A 17,737-nucleotide genomic window follows, 5' to 3' on the forward strand; every position below is an offset into this window, starting at 1 on the left:
CATGAACCCAGGCACCACCAGGGGCACCACCCGCCGCACCGTGCTCGCCGGTGCGGCAGCGCTCGGCGCGACCGCCGCCCTGCCCCTCACGCTCACGGCAGGCACCGCGCACGCCGCGGACCCGGTCGACGACGCCGCCTCCCTGCGTACCCGGTGGCACACCCTGCTCACCGGCGGCCCCGGCCTCGACCTCACGGACCCGCAGATCGCCGCGGCCGTGGCGAGGATCGGCAAGGCCGCGACGACGTCCGCGAAGGGCCTGGACCCGTCCCGTACCGACGGGCTCTTCCCCGACCTGACCAGCACCACGCTCTCCAACCACGTCACGACGTCGTTCAAGCGGCTCGCCACGGTCGCGACCGCGTGGGCCGTCCCCGGCACCGTCCAGTACGGCGACACCGCGCTGCGCGACCTGCTCCTGGCGGGCATCGACTGGATGCTCACGAACCGGTACGGGCCCGGGCACACCCGGTTCGACAACGACTGGGACTGGGAGATCGGCTCCGCGCTCGCGCTCAACGACGCGACCGTGCTGCTGTACGACGCGCTCGGTACGGAGCGGCTCGGCCGGATCAACGAGGCCGTCCGCAGCTACACCCCCGACCCGAACCTCTGGCGGGCCGACCGGCAGATCGCGACCGGCGCCAACCGGGTGTGGATCTCCACCGTCGTCGCCGTGAACGCGGTGCTCCGCGACAGCGGCGACGACCTCGTCCGGGTGCGTGACGCTCTTTCGGACGTCGAGGGTTCGGGCGCCAACAGCGTCCTCGCCTTCAACGACGCGAGCGCGGCGGCCGAGGGCACGGGCGAGGGCTTCTACTCCGACGGTTCGTTCCTCCAGCACTACAAGCACCCGTACAACGGCGGCTACGGCAAGGAGCTGTTGAACAACCTCTCCCGGCTCCTGAACCTGCTCGCGGGTACGGCGTGGACGGTGACCGATCCCGACCTCGACAACGTACGGCTCTGGGTCGACGAGGGCTTCGACCCGCTGCTGGCACGCGGCGATGTGATGGCGTCGGTCTGCGGGCGCGAGATCGCCCGGCCGAGCAAGCAGGGCCACGTCTCGGCGCAGACGGTCATCGAGGCGGTGGTGCGGCTGATCCCGAGCTTCCCCGGGGAGACCGCCGACCGGTTCACCTCCCTGGTCAAGCAGTGGATCGCCGAGGACACCTACCGGGACTTCCTCGCCGTCACCGACCTCGCCTCCCTCGTCGCGGCCCGGAACGTCATCGCGTCACCGGTGCCGGCCCGCGGCCCGCTGGTCGCCCACAAGCAGCACCCCCGGATGGACAAGGCGGCCCACCACCGGCCCTCGTTCGCCCTGGGCATCTCCGCGTACTCGTCCCGGATCTACAACTACGAGTCGATCCAGAACGAGAACCTGCACGCCTGGCACCTCTCCGACGGCATGGTCCTCCTCTACACGAACGACCTCGGCCACTACAGCGAGGACTACTGGCCCACGGTCGACCCCACCCGGCTGCCCGGCACCACCGTCCTCGCGGGCCGGCCCGCCGACGCGGCGGGGCAGCGCACCACCAGCACCACCGACTGGGCGGGCGGCGCCGCGCTGCCGGGGACGACGCTCGGCGCGTACGGCATGGAACTGCGGGCGTTCGGCAGCTCGCTGCAGGGCCTCAAGAGCTGGTTCTGCCTGGACGACGTCATCGCCTGCGTCGGCTCCGGGATCAGCGCCGACGCGGGTAGGGCCGAGACGATCGTGGAGAACCGGAAGCTGCGGGACCCCGCGGCGGCGCTGCTCGTCAACGGACAGGCCGCCCCCGCGGACACCGGCTGGTCGGCGACGCTGGACAGGGTGCGATGGCTGCATGTCGCCGGAACCGGCGGCTACGTCTTCCCCGAGGCCGTGACCCTGCACGGTCTGCGCGAGGACCGGACGGCGACCTGGCGCGAGATCAACCTCAAGTACGGCACGGACACCTCCGTCACCCGCCCGTATCTGACGCTGTGGCAGGACCACGGGACGACGCCGGAGGGGGCGGGCTACTTCTGGCTGCAGGCACCGATGGCCTCTGCCGAGCGTACGAAGCAGTGGTCGTCCGCGCCTCCGGTGGAGCTCGTCGCGGACACCACCGCCGTGCACGCGGTACGCCGCTGCGCGGACGGGCTGCTCGCCGCGAACTTCTGGACCGCCGGAACAGCGCAGGAACTCACCGCGGACGGACCGGCCTCGGTCCTGGTCCGGCCGGAAGGGAAGACGGTCACCGTCTCGTTGTCCGACCCGACCCAGCTGCGGTCCTCCGTCGTGCTGGACCTGGCCCGTCGCAATCTGAGCGTCGTCTCCGCCGACCCGGGCATCACGGTGGCCCCGACCGGCACCGGGATCAGGATCACCGCCGACACCGCTGAACACCACGGTGCAACCCTCAACCTCACCCTGAAGAGGAGCTAGACCCTTGCTGTTCGACATGCCCCTGGAACGGCTGCGCGACTACCGGCCGGAGCCGGAGGAGCCGGCCGACTTCGATGCCTTCTGGGAGAAGACGCTCACCGAGAGCACCCGCCACGGCCTGGACGCCGAGTTCGTCCCGTACGACGCCGGATTCGCCACCGTCGACGTGTTCGACGTGACGTTCCGCGGCTGGGGCGGCCAGCCGGTGAAGGCGTGGCTGATGCTCCCCCGGGAACGCTCGGGTCCGCTGCCCGCCGTCGTGCAGTACATCGGGTACAACGGCGGCCGCGGCATCCCCTACTCCTGGCTCACCTGGAGCGCTCTGGGCTACGCCCATCTGGTGATGGACAACCGCGGGCAGGGCGGCGGCGGCAAGAACACCGCCGACACCGTGGACATCGGCCCCGACGGAAACGGCTCCTCCTCCCCCGGCTTCCTCACCCGGGGCATCGAGGACCCGTACCGGCACTACTACCGCCGGCTGATCACGGACGCGGTGCGGGCCGTCGACGCGGCGAAGGCCCATGACGCGGTGGACGCCTCGCGGGTCGCGGTGCTCGGCGGCAGCCAGGGCGGCGGCCTCGCGCTCGCCGCGGCGGGGCTGCGGGACGACGTCGCGGCGGTCGTCGCCGATGTGCCGTTCCTCTGCCACTACCGGCGTGCCTCGCAGATCACGGACGCGGGGCCCTACGCGGAGATCGCCCGCTGGCTGTCCGGACACCGATTCCGGATCGACGAGGCGATGGAGACCCTGTCCTACTTCGACGGCGTCAACTTCGCGGCGCGGGCGACGGCTCCCGCGTGGTTCTCGGTGGGACTGATGGACAAGGTCTGCCCGTCCTCCACCGTGTTCGCCGCCTACCACCGCTACGCCGGTCCGGCGCAGATCGAGGTCTTCACGTACAACGGGCACGAGGGCGGCGCGGAGTACGACCTGCCGCGCAAGATCGCCGCGCTGCGGGGCGTGCTCGGTCGGTAGCGGGTGCCGGTCACCGGCCCAGCGCCGCCATCGCGGCGTTGTGGCCGGGGACCCCGCTCACACCTCCGCCGCGCACCGCGCCCGCCCCGCAGAGCAGGACGTTGGCGTGCGCGGTCTCCACGCCCCACCGGCCGGTCTCCGGTGTGGCGTACGGGAAGGCGAGGTCCCGGTGGAAGATGTGGCCGCCGGGCAGCCGCAGGTCCCGTTCGAGGTCGAGCGGCGTCTTCGCCTCGATGCACGGCGCGCCGTTCTCGTCGAGCGCCAGGCAGCCGGCGAGCGGCTCCTCCAGGTGGGCGTCGAGCTCGGCGAGCGTGGCCTTGAGCAGGGTGGCGCGGGCGGCGTCGTTGTCCGCGGCGAACAGGCGGGCCGGGGTGTGCAGGCCGAACAGGGTCAGGGTCTGGTAGCCACGGGCCGCGAGATCCGCGCCGAGGATCGAGGGGTCGGTCAGGGAGTGGCAGTAGATCTCGGAGGGCGGCGCGGCGGGCAGCCGCCCCGCGGCCGCGTCCCGGTAGGCGTCGGCCAGTTGCCCGTACCCCTCGGCGATGTGGAAGGTCCCGGCGAACGCCTCGCGCGGGTCCACGGACCGGTCCCTGAGCCGGGGCAGCCGGGTGAGCAGCATGTTCACCTTCAGCTGGGCCCCTTCGGCGGATACGGGCGGCTCGTCACCGAGGAGGGCGGCGAGCGCCTCGGGCGAGGCATTGACCAGGACGCGGCGTGCGCCGACGGCCGTCTCTGCGCTGTCCGTCCGTACCGTCACCTCGGCGTGCGTCCCGTCGGTGTCGATGCGGACGGCCTCGTGCCCGGTCCGGATCTGCGCACCGGCGGCGAGCGCGGCCCCGGCGAGGGCGTCGGTGAGCGCGCCCATGCCGCCGACCGGGACGTCCCAGTCACCGGTGCCGCCGCCGATCACGTGGTAGAGGAAACAGCGGTTCTGGAGCAGTGAGGGATCGTGCGCGTCCGCGAACGTGCCGATCAGGGCGTCGGTGAGCACGACGCCGCGGACGAGGTCGTCGGCGAAGTTCTCCTCGACGGCGACGCCGATGGGCTCCTCGAACAGCATCCGCCAGGCGTCCGCGTCGCCGATCCGCTCCCGCAGTGCGTCACGGGTGGGCAGCGGCTCGGTGAGCGTGGGGAAGACCCGCTCGGCTACCTGCCCGGTGAGTCCGTAGAACCGCTGCCACGCCTCGTACTCCCGGTCCGATCCGGTGAGCGCGGCGAAGGAGTCACGGGTGCGGTCGCCGCTGACGAGCAGTCCGGTGGCGTGTCCGTCGCGGACGGCGGGGGTGTACGAGGAGACCGTCCGCTTGCGTACGGCGAAGTCCAGGCCGAGATCGCGGACGATCTTCGGAGGGAGCAGTGACACCAGGTAGGAGTAGCGCGACAGCCGTGCGTCGACCCCGGCGAAGGGGCGGGTCGAGACTGCCGCTCCGCCGGTGGTGGCCAGCCGTTCCAGGACCAGGACGGACTGTCCGGCGCGGGCGAGGTAGGCGGCGGCGACCAGGCCGTTGTGGCCGCCGCCCACGATCACTGCGTCATAGCTGTCTCGTACGGGCATGCCCCTTGGTAACACGGACGAGCGGTCCGGACCAGAGCTCCCGCCGGGGCGTCGCTCAGTGCAGCGGGATGCCGCGTTGCTGCCGCAGCGCCGCCACCTGCCGATAGAGATCGACGGCCTCCGGGCCGCGGCCGAGCTGTTCGAGGCAGTGCGCCTCGTCGTTGCGGCCGGCGAGGGTGTCGGGGTGGTCGGCCCCGAGGATCCGGGTCCGTGCCTCGGCGACCCGCCGGTAGACGGCGAGGGCATCGGCCCACCGCCCCAGCCAGCCGAGGCCGACGGCGACCTCACGGCGGCTCACCAGGGTGTCGGGATGGTCGGCTCCCAGGGTGCGTTCGCGGTGCGCGCACACCTCGCGGGATTCGGCCAGCGCCTCCTCCCAGCGGGCCAGCCTGCCCAGGTTGACGCCCAGCCCGTGGCGGGCTCGAAGGGTCTCGGGGTCGGCGGGGCCACTGACCCTGGTCCGGTCCTCGACGAGCCCGCGGTAGAGCTCCAGGGCCTCGGCGCTGCGGCCCAGCCTGCCGAGGCTGATCCCCACCTCGTAGCGGGCCGCGAGGGTGTCGGGGTGGTCGGCGCCCAGTGCCTGCGACCGGGCCTGGACGACTTCCCGGTAGGTCTGCAGGGCCTCCGTCCAGCGGCCGAGCCGGCCCAGGGTGTAGCCGACCTCGTAGCGGGTGACGAGGGTGTCGGGGTGAGCGGCGCCGAGGAGCCGGGCGCGCGCCGTCGCCACGTCCCGGGCCATGGCGTACGACTCCTCCAGCCGGCCGAGCCTGCTCAGGTTGAACGCCAGGTTGTGGCGGCAGCGCAGGGTGTCGGGGTGGTCGGACCCCATGGAGCGTTCCCGGGAGGCGAGGACGGCGGCATACAGCTGGTGTGCCTCGAAGTGACGGCCGAGCTGGCCCAGTACGTAACCCATCTCCTGGCGGGCTGCGAGGGTCTCCGGGTGGTCGGGCCCCAGGATGCGTTCGCGGCCCCGGGCCACGCGGCTGAACTCCCGCAGGGCGTCCGCCGCGTGTCCGGTGCGGCTGAGGGTGAACCCCACCTCGTACCGGCTGGAGAGCGTGTCGGGGTGGTCGGGGCCGAGGGCGCTCTCGCGTTCGGCGGCGACCGCGCGGTGGACCTCGGCGGCCTCGTCCCAGTGGCCGAGCCGGCCGAGGTTGAGGCCGGCGCTGTGGCGGTTGGCGAGTGCCGAGAGGATCTCCGGGTCCGGGGTGGGCCGCTCGGCCCCGGGCGGCCCGCTGATGCCGGTGGTCCATGCGCCGGTCAGACCCGCCGAATGGTCGAACGAGTACGGCGGGACGGTCGCGCTGCCGGTCGCCTTGTGCCCGGTGGTCATGCCGTGGGTCCAGGCCGGCAGGTGCGGTGCGGGGGCGGCCGGTGCGCCGGGAAGCGCGACCGGGACGGGCGGCGCGAGGAGCACCCGGCCGGTGGGTTCCAGGTGCGGCTGTTCGCCGGTGCGGCCGACGGCGATGCGGCGGCGCAGGTCGCTCGCGTCGGCCGGCCGCTGGTCCGGGGCCTTGGCCAGCAGATCCAGGACGACGCGGTCGAAGAACCCGGGCAGTTCCGCCCGGTGGGTCCGCAGGGGTTCGGGCGGGGTGTCGCGGTGGCCGACGAGCACGCCCCAGGCGTCGTCGAGGTCGAACGGCGGGGCCCCGGTGGCGATCTCGTACAGCACGCAGCCCAGCGAGTAGAGGTCGCTGCGGTGGTCGACCTGGCCGCCGCTGATCTGCTCCGGCGACATGTAGTGCGGGGTGCCCATGGCGATGCCGACACCGGTGAGGCGGGAGGTGACCGAGATGTCGTGGCCGAGCCTGGCGATGCCGAAGTCGCAGATCTTCACCGTCCCGTCGGCGAGCCGCATGATGTTGGCGGGCTTGAGGTCGCGGTGGATGATCCCCTGCTGATGGGTGTAGCCGAGGGCGTCGGCGACCTGTTCGGCGATGTCGACGACGTCGTCGACGGGCAGCGGGTGCTGCTTGTTGTCCTCCAGGAGCTGGCTGAGGTTGCGCCCGTCCAGCAGTTCCATCACCAGGTAGAGCACGCCTTCGTGTTCGCCGAAGTCGTGGACGACGGTGACGCCCCGGTGCTGGAGGGCGGCGGCGACCCGGGCCTCCCGGCGGAAGCGTTCGCGCAGGATGCGGGTGAAGTCCTGGTCGTGCTGCGGGCCCATCGGCTTGAGGCATTTGACGGCGACCTGCCGGCCGAGGGATTCGTCGCGGGCACGCCACACCTCGCCCATGCCGCCGCGCCCGATCAGATCGAGCAGTCGGTACCGGCTCTGGATCAGCCTGGTTTCCGCCATTCCTGCTGTCGCCCCCGTCATTCCGCCTACTGTTGCTGCGCCCTCCCCGGCCCGTCCAGTATGGCTGCCTGCCTCTTCAGTTTGTACGGGGTGGGGCGGCTACCGGGTCCGAGTCGCGCCATCGCGTTCACGATGTGACCGGGCGGGAGTTGCCAGCGCAGCTTCGACGGAATGGTGCGCAGGACGGTTCCGGTGGTGCGCAGGCGACGGTCGACGGTGGCCGCCGGCGGCACCGGTCTGCCGTACAGCTCGTGGGCGAACGGGGGCGGCGACTGGTAGGCCATTGTCGCGACGCGTCGCCACAGCACGGCGCGGGCCGGCAGCAGCAGGGGGTGGACCGGCGGCCTGCGCAGGAAGTCGTCGACGTCCAGCGCCTCCCAGGAGCAGGCGAGTTGCGGCCGCACGCGCGCGAAGTACGCGGCCAGCTGGGCGGCCGTCGCCGGTACGCCGGCCGGGTCGAGGCCGACGAGACGGGCGCTGTTGCGGTGTTCGTCGACGTACCGGTCGGCCTGCTGACCTGCGGCACCGGCTGACGTACTGCTGCGAGGCGTTCCAGGCCTGCCACTACGGTGCGCTGGGCCGTGACCTGCCCTCCCTGATCGTGAAGTCCCAGCAAGCCGCCAGCAGGGGGAGCGCGGACTCTGGCGAGGCGTATGAGCTGCTGTCCCGGGTGCTACAGCTGGCCGCCTCGTTCCTCCACAAATACGGGCCTTCGACCGCGGTCCAAGCCGCCGTGGCTGCCGACCGTGCCCTTGCCGCAGCTGAGCGGTCGGGGGATGCGGTGGCGATAGGGGCGGCATCCCGCCGGGTCGCGAAGTCGCTCAGCTACCAGCAGCAGCCGCAGGCGGCCGTGGACTTCGCCATAGGGGCTGCACGCCGACTGTCCTCCGACCTGGAGGCGTCTGGTTCGCTCGGGCTGTCGACGCTCGGCATGCTCGACCTGAACGCAGCGATCGCCGCCGCCACGCTGGAGCGGTCGACGGCGGCGGTGCGGGAGGCGGTCGAGCACGTGGATGAGGCCGCAGAGGTGGCTGACCGTCAGGGCGCTGATCTGGACGAGGACCACACCAAGTTCGGGCCCACGAACGTCGTCCTGCACCGGGTGGACGTGCTGGCCCGCTTCGAGGACGGCTGGTCCGCCCTCGAAGCCGGGGAACCTCTGGGCGTTGAGGCGATCGGCGGGCTGTCGAAGGAGCGGCTGCCCAGCGCCTCATCACGATGGCACGCAGTCTGCTCTTGACACGCCGCAAAGAGGGTGCCGCCGAGTCCCTCCTGGAGGCGGCGCGTCTGGCCCCCTAGGAGGTCATCGGCCGCCAGTCGACGGTGGACCTGGTGGCCGACGTGGTGGGTGCGACGTTGCGCTACTTCGTCGCCGTCGCCGACAAGCTCCACTTCGGCCGCGCCGCCGATGAGCTGCACATCGCGCAGCCAGTACTCAGCCGGCAGATCCGCGCGCTGGAAAAGGATCTCGGCACCCCGCTGCTGACAAGGGACAGCCACGGCGTGGCGCTGACCGACGCCGGCAGGCAGCTGCTGACCGACGCCGGCCCGCTGCTGGCCTCCGCGCACGCGGCCCGCCGCCGGGTGACCGTGGCCGCGCGGGGCAGCCGGCGGCTCATGGTCGGCTTCCGGGCAGGCATCGCGGTCGCCCCGGCGGTACAACTTTTCGCCACCCAGCACCCGGACGTTCTGGTGGACGTGCAACGGATCGAATGGGACGACCAGGCCCCGATGCTGCTCGACGGTCGCATCGACATCGGCTATGTGAGGCTGCCCATCGACGAGGCCGGCCTGCGCGTCGCCCCGCTCTACACCGAGCCACGGGTGGCGGTGCTGCCCGTCGGCCACCGACTGGCCGGCAAGGATGAAGTCACCGAGGCCGACCTGGCTGGCGAGCCGCTGGTCTGGCATGCCGACACGAGCACGCAGCCCACCAGGCACCCGCACCCCAACGCCGGGTACCTGGCGCGCGGGGTGGACGAAACGCTCGAGCATGTCGCGGCCGGCCGGGGCATCTCATTCCTGGCCCGTTCGGCGACCGTGTTCTACTCACATCCGGACGTCATCTATGTGCCCATCCCGGATCTGGCGCCCGACCAGGTGTGCCTCGCGGTGCCGACATCGCGCATCTCGCCGCTGGTCGACGACTTCTTCACCGCGGCTCAGACGGCGGCCGAGATCACGGCAGAATGTGGGAACTATGAAATGTGGCAGCGTGGAGGCGCTGCCGCTGCAAAGCACGGTTGAGCAGTTCGACTGACAACAGCAGCGCGGAATGTGCCGAGCTCCCGCCGGGAGTTCGTCCAGTTCCTCTCGGTCCCGGAAGCCTGGTGACCTGCAGACCCGCTGCGAGTTCTTCGCGGGTCTGCTCCAACTCCAGGGACAGCTCGGTGGCGGCGCGTACCAGGGCGTGAACCCGTTCTCGCTCCGCTGCGAGATCCGCCTTGATCTTCGTCAGGGCTTTGCGCAGCACGATGTTCTCGTCGGCCATGTTCTGGACGACCTGCGGAGTGAAGTTCTGCGCCTTGGCCCGCGCCCGGAACTCATCCACGAGCTCCTTGTGATCGCCGTAGACGACGTCGCGCCGTAGCCCGCATTCGACGACCGTGAACCGTGTGCGGAGGTGCCGCCCCCACTTCATCGAGCTGCATGGCGACGGCTGGCGCACCACCGACCCGCAATCGCACCCCCCAGGAGAGGGACACTAACGAGCCCCAGGGCCAAAGCGCCCGCGAATGCGATTGCCACCGCGTCGGATGAATGGACATCTGGATCGCTGAGGACCGTGAAGTCGAGAATCCAAAGGAACGGGCCCAAGGCGGCACACGTAGCCAGCGCCCAGCAGGCGCGAGCACGCCCCAGGAGCCCTCCCAACAACAAGGAGGGCACAAAGCCGCAGACCAGCATGCTCAGAATGACAGTAACGCCGGTCAGATCCACGATGCCCGCGGTCCATGGCAGCCAAGGGCTGACAGTAATCACCGTCGCCCACAACATGGACGCTGAGACGAGCCCAGTGGAGCCCCCCACAGTCGTCCCTCCCTGACATGCCGTCTTGCTCACCATCCTCGCCCTCCCGAGTGAGCATGATGCTCCCACAAGATTTGAACGCGTTCAACCCATAGAGCGAATCAACGACGTCCCGACCTGGCGAGGCCGCATGGTGCAGCAGGAGTGGTGTCCTACTCGTCGCCGCAACCACCGGCCCAAGGTGTCGACGGCTTGACAAACGACATGAGGAATCGTTGAGAATGCTCAATCTTCGGTGCGACGGAACAAGAACGCCGAGTTTCAGCTCCGTCTCCTTGCCGCGCCCTACGTCGAACACCAGGACTATCCGCGCGTCCAGGACCTGTCCGGTCGATCATGTGACTACTCCGCGCCCGTGTCGTTGATGTGGACATGGGGCGGGGTGATCTCACGGATGCCGAGTGGGAACGGTTGCGGCCGTTCCTGCCGGTCAGTAACGGTCGTTGTGGCAGGTGGCGGGACCACCGGCAGGTGATCGACGGGATTCTGCACCGAGTGCGGACCGGCGTGCAGTGGCGTGACCTGCCCGAACGGTTCGCGCCCTGGAAGACCGTCTATGAACGCCACCGGCTGTGGTCGGCCGACGGGACGTGGGAGTGTCTGCTCCAGCAGGTAGGCCGCAGCCGACGCAGCAGGTGAGATCGACTGGGACATCTCAGTCGACTCAACCATCGTTCGTGCGCATCAGCATGCGGCGGGCGCCCGCACCGACCCGCCGCCGGCGCCCGGCTCAAAGGGGGCCGAAAGGCCAGAACACCAGGCCGAGACGCCGTGGCAGAGCCTGCAAGGCCGCCTGGTGGAGGTGGTGCGGGAGGAGAGGCCTTGGCCGCTCGCGCGGCGGCTTCACCACAAAAAATCCACTTGAGCGCGGACGGCCGCTGCCGCCCACTTTCCTTGATCGTCACACCCGGCCAGCGGGCGGACTGCACGCAGTTCAAACCGGTGCTGGAGAAGATCCGCGTCCCGAGGTCCGGGCCGGGCAGGGCCCCGCAAGAAGCCGGACAGCGTCGCCGCCGACAAGGCATACAGCAACGGACCGTGCCACGAGCACCTGCGACACCGGGGCATCCGGCACACGATCCCGGAGAAGACCGACAGCCAGGCCGCCCGCCTGCGCAAAGGCTCACACGGCGGGAGGCCACCTGGCTTCGATGAGGAGCGGTACACGAAGCGATACACCGTCGAACGGGCTATCAACCGGTTGAAGCAACACCGGGCGGTAGCCACCCGCTACGACAGGCGCCATTACGTCTACCTCGGCACCGCCACTGCGGCAACTCTCACGATCTGGCTCCGCACATGATCGACGGGAATGCTCCGTGTCACTGATCCGGCAATGTGCCGCGCTGCCGTAGTCGAGGGTCTGCACCTCACAACAGCGATCGAACCGCCGCTACGCGGGGCGAAGAACGGGATCGATCTCTGCCAGGCTCGCATGCAACCGACGGGCCCCCTGGGCAACACGATCGTCGGTGTCGCCCGACATCTCGTCGCAGATCCGTAGCGCCTCGTCCAGATCGTCCGAGAAGATGCTGAAGACATCGACGATCGCGGTGTGGAGGTAATCGGCGTGGTTGTCGTTGGCGACTGCCAGTGCGGACGCGACTATCGTCAGTCCGACCCTGTCCTTTCGTCGAAGCAAGCCCTCTGCGGTCCGCCGGGTGACAAAGGTGTCACCACGGTCGAGCACAAGGCCCAGCAGTAGCTCTACGGCCTCCGGCATCTCGGCGAACCCTGCCAGGCTGTGACCGGCATCCGCCCGGTCACGCCAGTCATCGCTTCGCCCGAGTTCGCCAAGCGTCACGACCACCGCACGCCGCAGGTCACTGTCCACGGATTCGCCCGCCCCTTCCCACGATTCCGGTCAAAATATCACCGAGGCGCCTTACCGGATGATCGCCAGGACAGGGCCTAGAGGCCTGCCGCTTACTCGGGTCCACTGCCAAATGGCTGCTGCGGCGCCCACGATGAAGCCCCCGCACCAGAGCGGTGCGGGGGCTTCATCGCGCGTCAGACGGGGCCGGGTTCGCTCACCGGTAAGCCCCGCTCGACGTGGAGTACACCGAGTTCGACGACTGGCGTGGCGGCGTCTCATCGACCCGCCCGTAGACCCTGTGCCAGCGCGCCTGCTCGGCAGTCCTTCGCTTTGCCAACTCGGCATTTTGGATGCGCTGTTCCACCCACCAGCCCTTGGGCTTCTTTGGCTTCTTCTTCGCCATGCTGCCCCACCCCCCTGAGTTGGGGAACGAGCGTAGCCCCGGCTCGGGCCGGACCGCTAGAGCCCATACGGGAGTTCACCCCCCACCTCCCCTGCTCCACCGGCAGAATGCCCCCATGGGCGCGAGGTACACGGTGCACGGCACGACCCAGCAGGAAGGCCAGCAGGCGTTGGATGACCTGTGCCGGCTGCTCGGTGCAGTGCCCACGACCAGGCCGATCGACCCGGCCGCGGATGGATCGCACGCGCGGTACCCGCGACGAAAGCCCCGGACCAGGAGGTCCGAGGCTCCGCCATGCGGTGATGTAGTGCCGCATCAGGCAGCAGCGCCACTCATCGTCCATCGCTCTCCGATTCGGAGCGAGGCCGACGAAGCATGACCATGAGGAACGCTGCGACCAGCAGCACCACCCCTGTCCCGGCACTCAGTGCGCCAGCCATCTCAACGGTGTTCCACAGCCCGCTCTCCACGCGTCGGCAAGTCGATTCGCACTCCCACGACATCGCCCCGTCGCTCTGCGAACCAGCGACGCCAACCAAACCGAGCACGAAGAGCAGGATGCCGCACCAGACCATCCGGCGTGCGGCAAGCAGGTACCCGCGCGAGTGAGTATCGACCATGCGACCACAGTCCCAGCCGCCCAGCCGGCAGGCAACGGTGCGGGGCGGGGCGGGCCGCGAAATTGAGGGTTCGTCGGTCGTGTGGCCGCCTCCTGCGACCCTCCAGGTACCCCAACCTCATCCAGCTGAGTATGAACAAGCGCGACATTGGCGCGCCGGCCGGTGCGAGCCACTTCGCGTAAGGCAACGGCCTTCGGAAGGCTCGGGCTTCTCTGGGCAGAGCGTGGCATGCGAAGGGGTCCATGGGTGCTTCAGGCAGCACTGCGTCTGCCGATGCGGAGCACTGTCCCCGGAGCGACGGCGCTCGGCAACGGGGCCGGGATCAACTCGGGTCCTGCGATGTCGCATCACAAGGCCCTGCATGCCTTTCGCTCAAGGCGGAGGATGCAGGCAACCCGGGCCACCCCGGGGGCGGGTCCGTCTCAGGATGCACGACGTCACCCTCACCCCCGCAGCCTGACGCACATCGCCACCTCAGCTCAACGAAAGCGCCGGCACGTCAGGCCCCAGGCCCTTCGACCTTGACCGCTGAGGTGACGAACCCGGGGTCCGACGGGGTTCCGTGCCGCAGCTCCACGTACCAGGCCATGCTCGTGTCCGCAGGGAAGGGGACGTCGGCGCGGTATGTCCCGTCGGCTGTCGGTGCCATGGCGGTCAGGGTCCACTTGGCGTGGCGCCAGTCCGTGCCGGGGACGCCTGCGGCGGCGAGGTGCGCCGCCGTGATCGGGATGTCTGTGCGGGTGGTCACGGTGAGGTGCTCGGGAGACCGGTCGACCTTCACGTCGTCGAAGGTGGGGAGGGGCTGCCCGTGGGCGAGGTGGTCCAGCCACATGCGCCAGGCAGCGAGGATCTTCTGCGAGGTCCAGGTGTGGGTGAGGTTGTCGACGGCGAGGAGTGTGGTCGGTCCCTTCGCGTGCCGCATGCTCTGTGCGACGTCCACGGCGAAGAACGGATCGTTCGTGCCGTTGACGACGAGCCATGGTGTCGTGATTGAGTCGCGCCAGAAGTACGGGTCGAATCGCTTGAGCGCCTCGAAGCCGAGCGGCGTGTTGAACATGCTCAACTGCGTTTCGGCGGAGAGGAATCCGAGGCCCTCCCTGCGCATCGGGGGGCCTGCGACGTCCATGCCGAGTTGGCCGACCTTGCGGGCGGTGGCCTCCAGCATGTTCATCCCGTTGGTGCCCGTCGTCACGATGCCGGCGAGGCGGTCGGGGTCCACGCCTGTTGCGATGCTCGAGCCGATGCCGCGTTTGGAGTGGCCGAACAGCACGGCTTTGCGGACGCCGAGTCCCGGGAGGGTCGTCAGGAGGGTGATGGCGCGCAGATAGGAAGTGGCGACGGGGTAGTAGCCGTACCAGGTGAAGTCGCCCGTCTCGAAGAACTTTCGGTTGCTGTAGCCGTTGAGGTCCGACTCGTTCATGTCGATGGGGAGTTCGGGAGGCGTCGCGAAGATCATGACCGGAATGCCGAGATCGACGGCGACACCTTCCGCGTACTCCTTCTCCGTCTCCCGGCCCGTCTCGGGGATGACGCGGCGCTCGTGGCCGGGATCGTTCCAGAAGTCGGCCTCGGTGCCGATGATGCCCGCGATCCCGTGGGCCGGCGGGTACTCAAGGGTGTGGGCGGGGGCGTAGACGTGGACGGGGTGACGCCAGGTCATGCCGTGCCACCGCTGGCTGGTGAAGGTGAGAACGATTTTCCGTACGCGGGCGCCGGGCCGGGCCGTGCTCTCCTCGACCGTGTCCTTCTCGATCACCACGTCGAGACTCTCGGTGTCGTACAGCTCGCCGAGGTCGAAGAGGCCGGCGGGGCCGACGTGCTTCCAGGCGTCGGCACTGGCTGCCGAGGCGGTCATACGTTCTCCATCGGGGTGTCGGGACGAGTAGTGCGTGTGGCCGGAGCTGGTGTCGTGTTCCCGCCGGAGGCGGCGTCCTCCAGGCTGACGCCCGTGGAGCGCGGCCCGAAGAGGTACACGGCACATCCACCCGTGGCGGCCAGGGCGGCCAGGAGAACGAAGACAGCCGTGTAGCCGAAACCTCCGTAGACGGCGGTCACCAGAACGGGGCTTGCGAAGTTGACGATCCGGGAGAGCGCGTTGGCGGTGCCGGACCCGACGGCGCGGATCCGGGTGGGGAACACCTCGGCGGAGTAGACCTGCATGAAGGGCACGGCCATCTGGAACAGCATGCTGACGGCGAATCCGAAGACGAGGATCGTCGCGTGGGATCGTGCCACGCTGAACAGCAGCAGCACAGTCGCGCACAGGGCGCCGACGACCAGCTGGGTCGTGCGCCGGTCCCAGCGGTCGATGAGCGGTGCGGCTATGAGCGCACCGATGGGGGCCGCCGTGGCGAGGACGGCGGACAGCAGCAGAGTGTCGTCGAGTGTGAGGCCGTTGTCCTTGAGGAGGGTGGGGGTCCAGGTGTTGAAGGAGGAATACGCGAGAAGTCCGGTGGTCCACAGGGTCGTCACGACGAGGAACCTGCGCCGGTACGCCCCGGTGATCAGGCTGACCGCGCGGACGCGGGGCCTCGCTCCGGCAGCGGATAGGGCTCCGTCCGGGGGCAGTGAGGGCGCCGGGCCGGACGGTGTCACCCCACAGGCGCGTTCGATGGAGCAGACGATCTCATGGGCGCGCTCCGTCTGTCCTTGAGCGGCCAGCCAGCGCGGGCTCTCCGGCACCCACCGCCACACGAGCACGGCGAAGACGGCCCCGAGCGCTCCAAGACCGAACAGTAGACGCCATCCCCAGCTCCATTGGGGCAGCAGCAAATACCCCGACCAGGCGGCGATCGGGATGCCGAGTGACCCGAGAGCCACCTTGTAGGTCTGCATACGTCCGCGGGCGGTTGCGGGCACGAACTCGGAGAGGACGACGATGGCGACGACAGCTGTGCCCTGCGCGCCGAACTGCACTGCGGTGCGTGCCACCAGGAGCTGTTCCGGCGACTGCACCAGGGTGGCCGACAGGGCGGCCAGGCAGTAGACGACGGCGAAGGCGAGGAGCGTACGCCGTCGCCCGGCCCGGTCGGCCAGCCAGCCGCCCAGGACGCCGCCGGTGAACGCTCCGAGTGAGCTGACCGCGACGACTGCCGCGAGCCCGGAGATCGGCAGGTCCCACTGTTCGCGCAGAATGGGTGCGGCGAATGCGAAGGAGTGGGTTTCGATCCACTCGAAGAGGATCATTCCGGCCAGCGCGATGACGAGTCTGCGGTGGAACGAGGTGAGGGGGAGCCGGTCGAGCCGGTCTCCCACGCTCAGGGTGGGGACGACACTGTCCACGGTGTGCTGACCTCCGGTGCGGCGGGGGCGGGGTGGTGTGAGGACGGAGCTGGGTGGATCGGGCCTTTCACGTACAGGAGCCGGGCCGGTCGGGAGACAGGAAGTCAGCCACGTGGCCGGTCGCCGAGAAGCAGCGAGCCCGCGATGGCGTTCCGCTGGATCTCGGAGGACCCGGTGAGGATCCGGAACATCCGCAACTGCCGGAACAGAAGCTCGACTTCGGAGCCGCGGACGAGTCCGGCCTTGCCGTGGATCTGTACGGCCTCGTCCGCGATCCGGAAGGCGCTCTCGGCGACCTGCAGCTTGCACATGAACGCCTCTGTGCGCGGTTCGGCGCCGGCATCCAGGGCGGCCAGCGCGTCGTACGTCATGGAGCGCGCCGCGTAATAGGCGGTGGCCATGTCGGCGAGCTTGTGCTGGATGGACTGCAGGGCGCCGAGCGGGGCACCGAAGACCTGCCGGGTCCGGGCGAAGTCGACGCTGAGGGCGAGGGCACGGCGGGCGCCGCCGAGGGCGGTCGGGCAGTGCAGGAGGCGGTTGGTGGTGACGCGGCCCAAACCGATGCGCAGGCCGTCGCCGACGTTGCCGAGGAGTTGTCCGGGGCCGACGTAGCAGTCGTCGAGGATGATGTCGCTCTCGATGTGCTCGCCGGACATCGGGGTCTCGCCCGCTTCGACGGTGACGCCGGGCGCGTCGAGGTCGACGAGGAACGCGGAGAACCTCGGCTTGACCGGCGGGGTGCCGTCCTCGGCCTCCGGCTCGGCCATGCGCGCGATGAGGACGGAGAAGTCGGCGAAGGGCCCCGCGGAGGAGAACACCTTGTGGCCGGTGATGCGCCAGCCCTCGCCGTCCGGGGTGGCGGTGGTGCGCATGGCGCGTACGTCGGAGCCCGCGTCGGTCTCGGTGAGCGAGAAGCAGCAGGCTCGCTCACCGCGGATGACCGGCAGCAGGTACTTCGCCAACTGCTCGTCGGTGGCGTACTGGAGGATGGATCCGGCCCGGAGCGGCCCGCCCATATCGCCGAGCACGCTGTGCTGAAGCACTCGCCCGGAGGCGCCCACCTCCTCCTTGAGAGCGGCGAGTTCGGTGAAGGTCAGACCCTGGCCGCCATGTTCCGGCGGCAGATGGATGCCGTAGAAGCCGAGCTCGCGGCTGCGCTTCCAGACGGGTTCGAGCACCGAGCGGGTGTAGAGGGACTCGTGGGTCAGGCCCATGTCGGATTCGTAGGCGGCGAGTTCACCGTCGAGGTATTCGCGCAGACGGCCGACGAGATCGGCCAGGCGGGGATTGCCGTCGTAGGCGGGGGTCAGGGAGAAAGGCATGAGTGATCGGGCTCC

The 17,737-nt window shown here is 69.9% G+C and carries 13 protein-coding genes and 2 pseudogenes; 5 read left to right on the top strand and 10 right to left on the bottom strand.

From position 1 onward, the window contains the following. Position 1 precedes the first annotated feature (1 nt). Together SH922_RS01960 and SH922_RS01965 are read left to right on the top strand one after the other, a co-directional pair. Positions 2-2,416 carry a polysaccharide lyase 8 family protein gene (locus SH922_RS01960; RefSeq protein WP_393053868.1) on the top strand — a complete coding sequence of 805 codons (2,415 nt, stop codon included), beginning with the start codon at positions 2-4 and terminating at the stop codon, positions 2,414-2,416. 4 nt (positions 2,417-2,420) lie between these two features. Continuing rightward, a complete protein-coding gene (locus SH922_RS01965) occupies positions 2,421-3,395 on the top strand; it encodes an acetylxylan esterase (RefSeq protein WP_393053871.1) in 975 nt (324 codons plus the stop codon). Between the two features lie 10 nt (positions 3,396-3,405). On the opposite strand, the gene SH922_RS01970 is transcribed toward SH922_RS01965, so the two are convergent. The 3 genes and pseudogenes from SH922_RS01970 to SH922_RS01980 form a co-directional block, all read right to left on the bottom strand. Further along, the gene (locus SH922_RS01970) at positions 3,406-4,950 is read right to left on the bottom strand and encodes a phytoene desaturase family protein (RefSeq protein ID WP_393053874.1); all 1,545 of its coding nucleotides are present in this window, start codon (positions 4,948-4,950) and stop codon (positions 3,406-3,408) included. Between the two features lie 55 nt (positions 4,951-5,005). After that, positions 5,006-7,249, bottom strand: coding sequence for a tetratricopeptide repeat protein (locus SH922_RS01975; protein ID WP_393053877.1), 2,244 nt, complete (start codon positions 7,247-7,249; stop codon positions 5,006-5,008). 26 nt (positions 7,250-7,275) lie between these two features. Further along, positions 7,276-7,761 (bottom strand): annotated as a pseudogene (locus tag SH922_RS01980) (oxygenase MpaB family protein); the annotation flags it as partial. Positions 7,762-7,982: 221 nt separating this feature from the next. On the opposite strand from SH922_RS01980, the gene SH922_RS01985 reads away from it, so the two are divergent. Together SH922_RS01985 and SH922_RS01990 are read left to right on the top strand one after the other, a co-directional pair. After that, positions 7,983-8,489 carry a hypothetical protein gene (locus SH922_RS01985; protein ID WP_393063832.1) on the top strand — a complete coding sequence of 169 codons (507 nt, stop codon included), beginning with the start codon at positions 7,983-7,985 and terminating at the stop codon, positions 8,487-8,489. 92 nt (positions 8,490-8,581) lie between these two features. Next, positions 8,582-9,496, top strand: coding sequence for a LysR family transcriptional regulator (locus SH922_RS01990; protein WP_393053880.1), 915 nt, complete (start codon positions 8,582-8,584; stop codon positions 9,494-9,496). Here SH922_RS01990 and SH922_RS01995 read toward each other — a convergent pair. Further along, the gene (locus SH922_RS01995) at positions 9,429-9,800 is read right to left on the bottom strand and encodes a hypothetical protein (RefSeq protein WP_393053883.1); all 372 of its coding nucleotides are present in this window, start codon (positions 9,798-9,800) and stop codon (positions 9,429-9,431) included. The genes SH922_RS01990 and SH922_RS01995 overlap by 68 nt on opposite strands. An 851-nt stretch (positions 9,801-10,651) precedes the next feature. Here SH922_RS01995 and SH922_RS02000 point away from each other — a divergent pair. Further along, positions 10,652-11,582, top strand: a pseudogene (locus SH922_RS02000) (IS5 family transposase). A 90-nt stretch (positions 11,583-11,672) separates the two neighbouring features. Here the strand turns inward: SH922_RS02000 and SH922_RS02005 are convergent. The 6 genes from SH922_RS02005 to SH922_RS02030 form a co-directional block, all read right to left on the bottom strand. Continuing rightward, positions 11,673-12,113 (bottom strand): hypothetical protein, encoded by a 441-nt coding sequence (locus tag SH922_RS02005; protein ID WP_393053886.1) that lies wholly within the window; start codon positions 12,111-12,113, stop codon positions 11,673-11,675. A gap of 196 nt (positions 12,114-12,309) precedes the next feature. Further along, positions 12,310-12,498, bottom strand: coding sequence for a hypothetical protein (locus SH922_RS02010; protein WP_393053889.1), 189 nt, complete (start codon positions 12,496-12,498; stop codon positions 12,310-12,312). Between the two features lie 332 nt (positions 12,499-12,830). Further along, the gene (locus tag SH922_RS02015; protein ID WP_393053892.1) at positions 12,831-13,118 is read right to left on the bottom strand and encodes a hypothetical protein; all 288 of its coding nucleotides are present in this window, start codon (positions 13,116-13,118) and stop codon (positions 12,831-12,833) included. Positions 13,119-13,617: 499 nt separating this feature from the next. Next, the gene (locus tag SH922_RS02020) at positions 13,618-14,973 is read right to left on the bottom strand and encodes a PhoPQ-activated protein PqaA family protein (RefSeq protein ID WP_393053895.1); all 1,356 of its coding nucleotides are present in this window, start codon (positions 14,971-14,973) and stop codon (positions 13,618-13,620) included. Beyond that, a complete protein-coding gene (locus SH922_RS02025) occupies positions 14,970-16,400 on the bottom strand; it encodes an MFS transporter (protein WP_393053898.1) in 1,431 nt (476 codons plus the stop codon). The genes SH922_RS02020 and SH922_RS02025 overlap by 4 nt, the downstream gene beginning before the upstream one ends. 104 nt (positions 16,401-16,504) lie before the next feature. Then, entirely contained in the window at positions 16,505-17,722 is a 1,218-nt protein-coding gene (locus tag SH922_RS02030; protein ID WP_393053901.1) for an acyl-CoA dehydrogenase family protein, read from the bottom strand. Between the last annotated feature and the right edge of the window lie 15 nt (positions 17,723-17,737).

Origin of the sequence: Streptomyces sp. LN549 (genome assembly GCF_043203805.1) — a bacterium.
Taxonomy (GTDB): domain Bacteria; phylum Actinomycetota; class Actinomycetes; order Streptomycetales; family Streptomycetaceae; genus Streptomyces.

Excerpts from the sequence above, each read along its gene's own strand:
- SH922_RS02020 (WP_393053895.1), bottom strand. The coding sequence starts at position 14,973 with ATGACCGCCTCGGCAGCCAGTGCCGACGCCTGGAAGCACGTCGGCCCC.
- SH922_RS01975 (WP_393053877.1), bottom strand. The coding sequence starts at position 7,249 with ATGGCGGAAACCAGGCTGATCCAGAGCCGGTACCGACTGCTCGATCTG.
- SH922_RS01960 (WP_393053868.1), top strand. The coding sequence starts at position 2 with ATGAACCCAGGCACCACCAGGGGCACCACCCGCCGCACCGTGCTCGCC.
- SH922_RS02010 (WP_393053889.1), bottom strand. The coding sequence starts at position 12,498 with ATGGCGAAGAAGAAGCCAAAGAAGCCCAAGGGCTGGTGGGTGGAACAG.
- SH922_RS01970 (WP_393053874.1), bottom strand. The coding sequence starts at position 4,950 with ATGCCCGTACGAGACAGCTATGACGCAGTGATCGTGGGCGGCGGCCAC.
- SH922_RS02030 (WP_393053901.1), bottom strand. The coding sequence starts at position 17,722 with ATGCCTTTCTCCCTGACCCCCGCCTACGACGGCAATCCCCGCCTGGCC.
- SH922_RS02015 (WP_393053892.1), bottom strand. The coding sequence starts at position 13,118 with ATGGTCGATACTCACTCGCGCGGGTACCTGCTTGCCGCACGCCGGATG.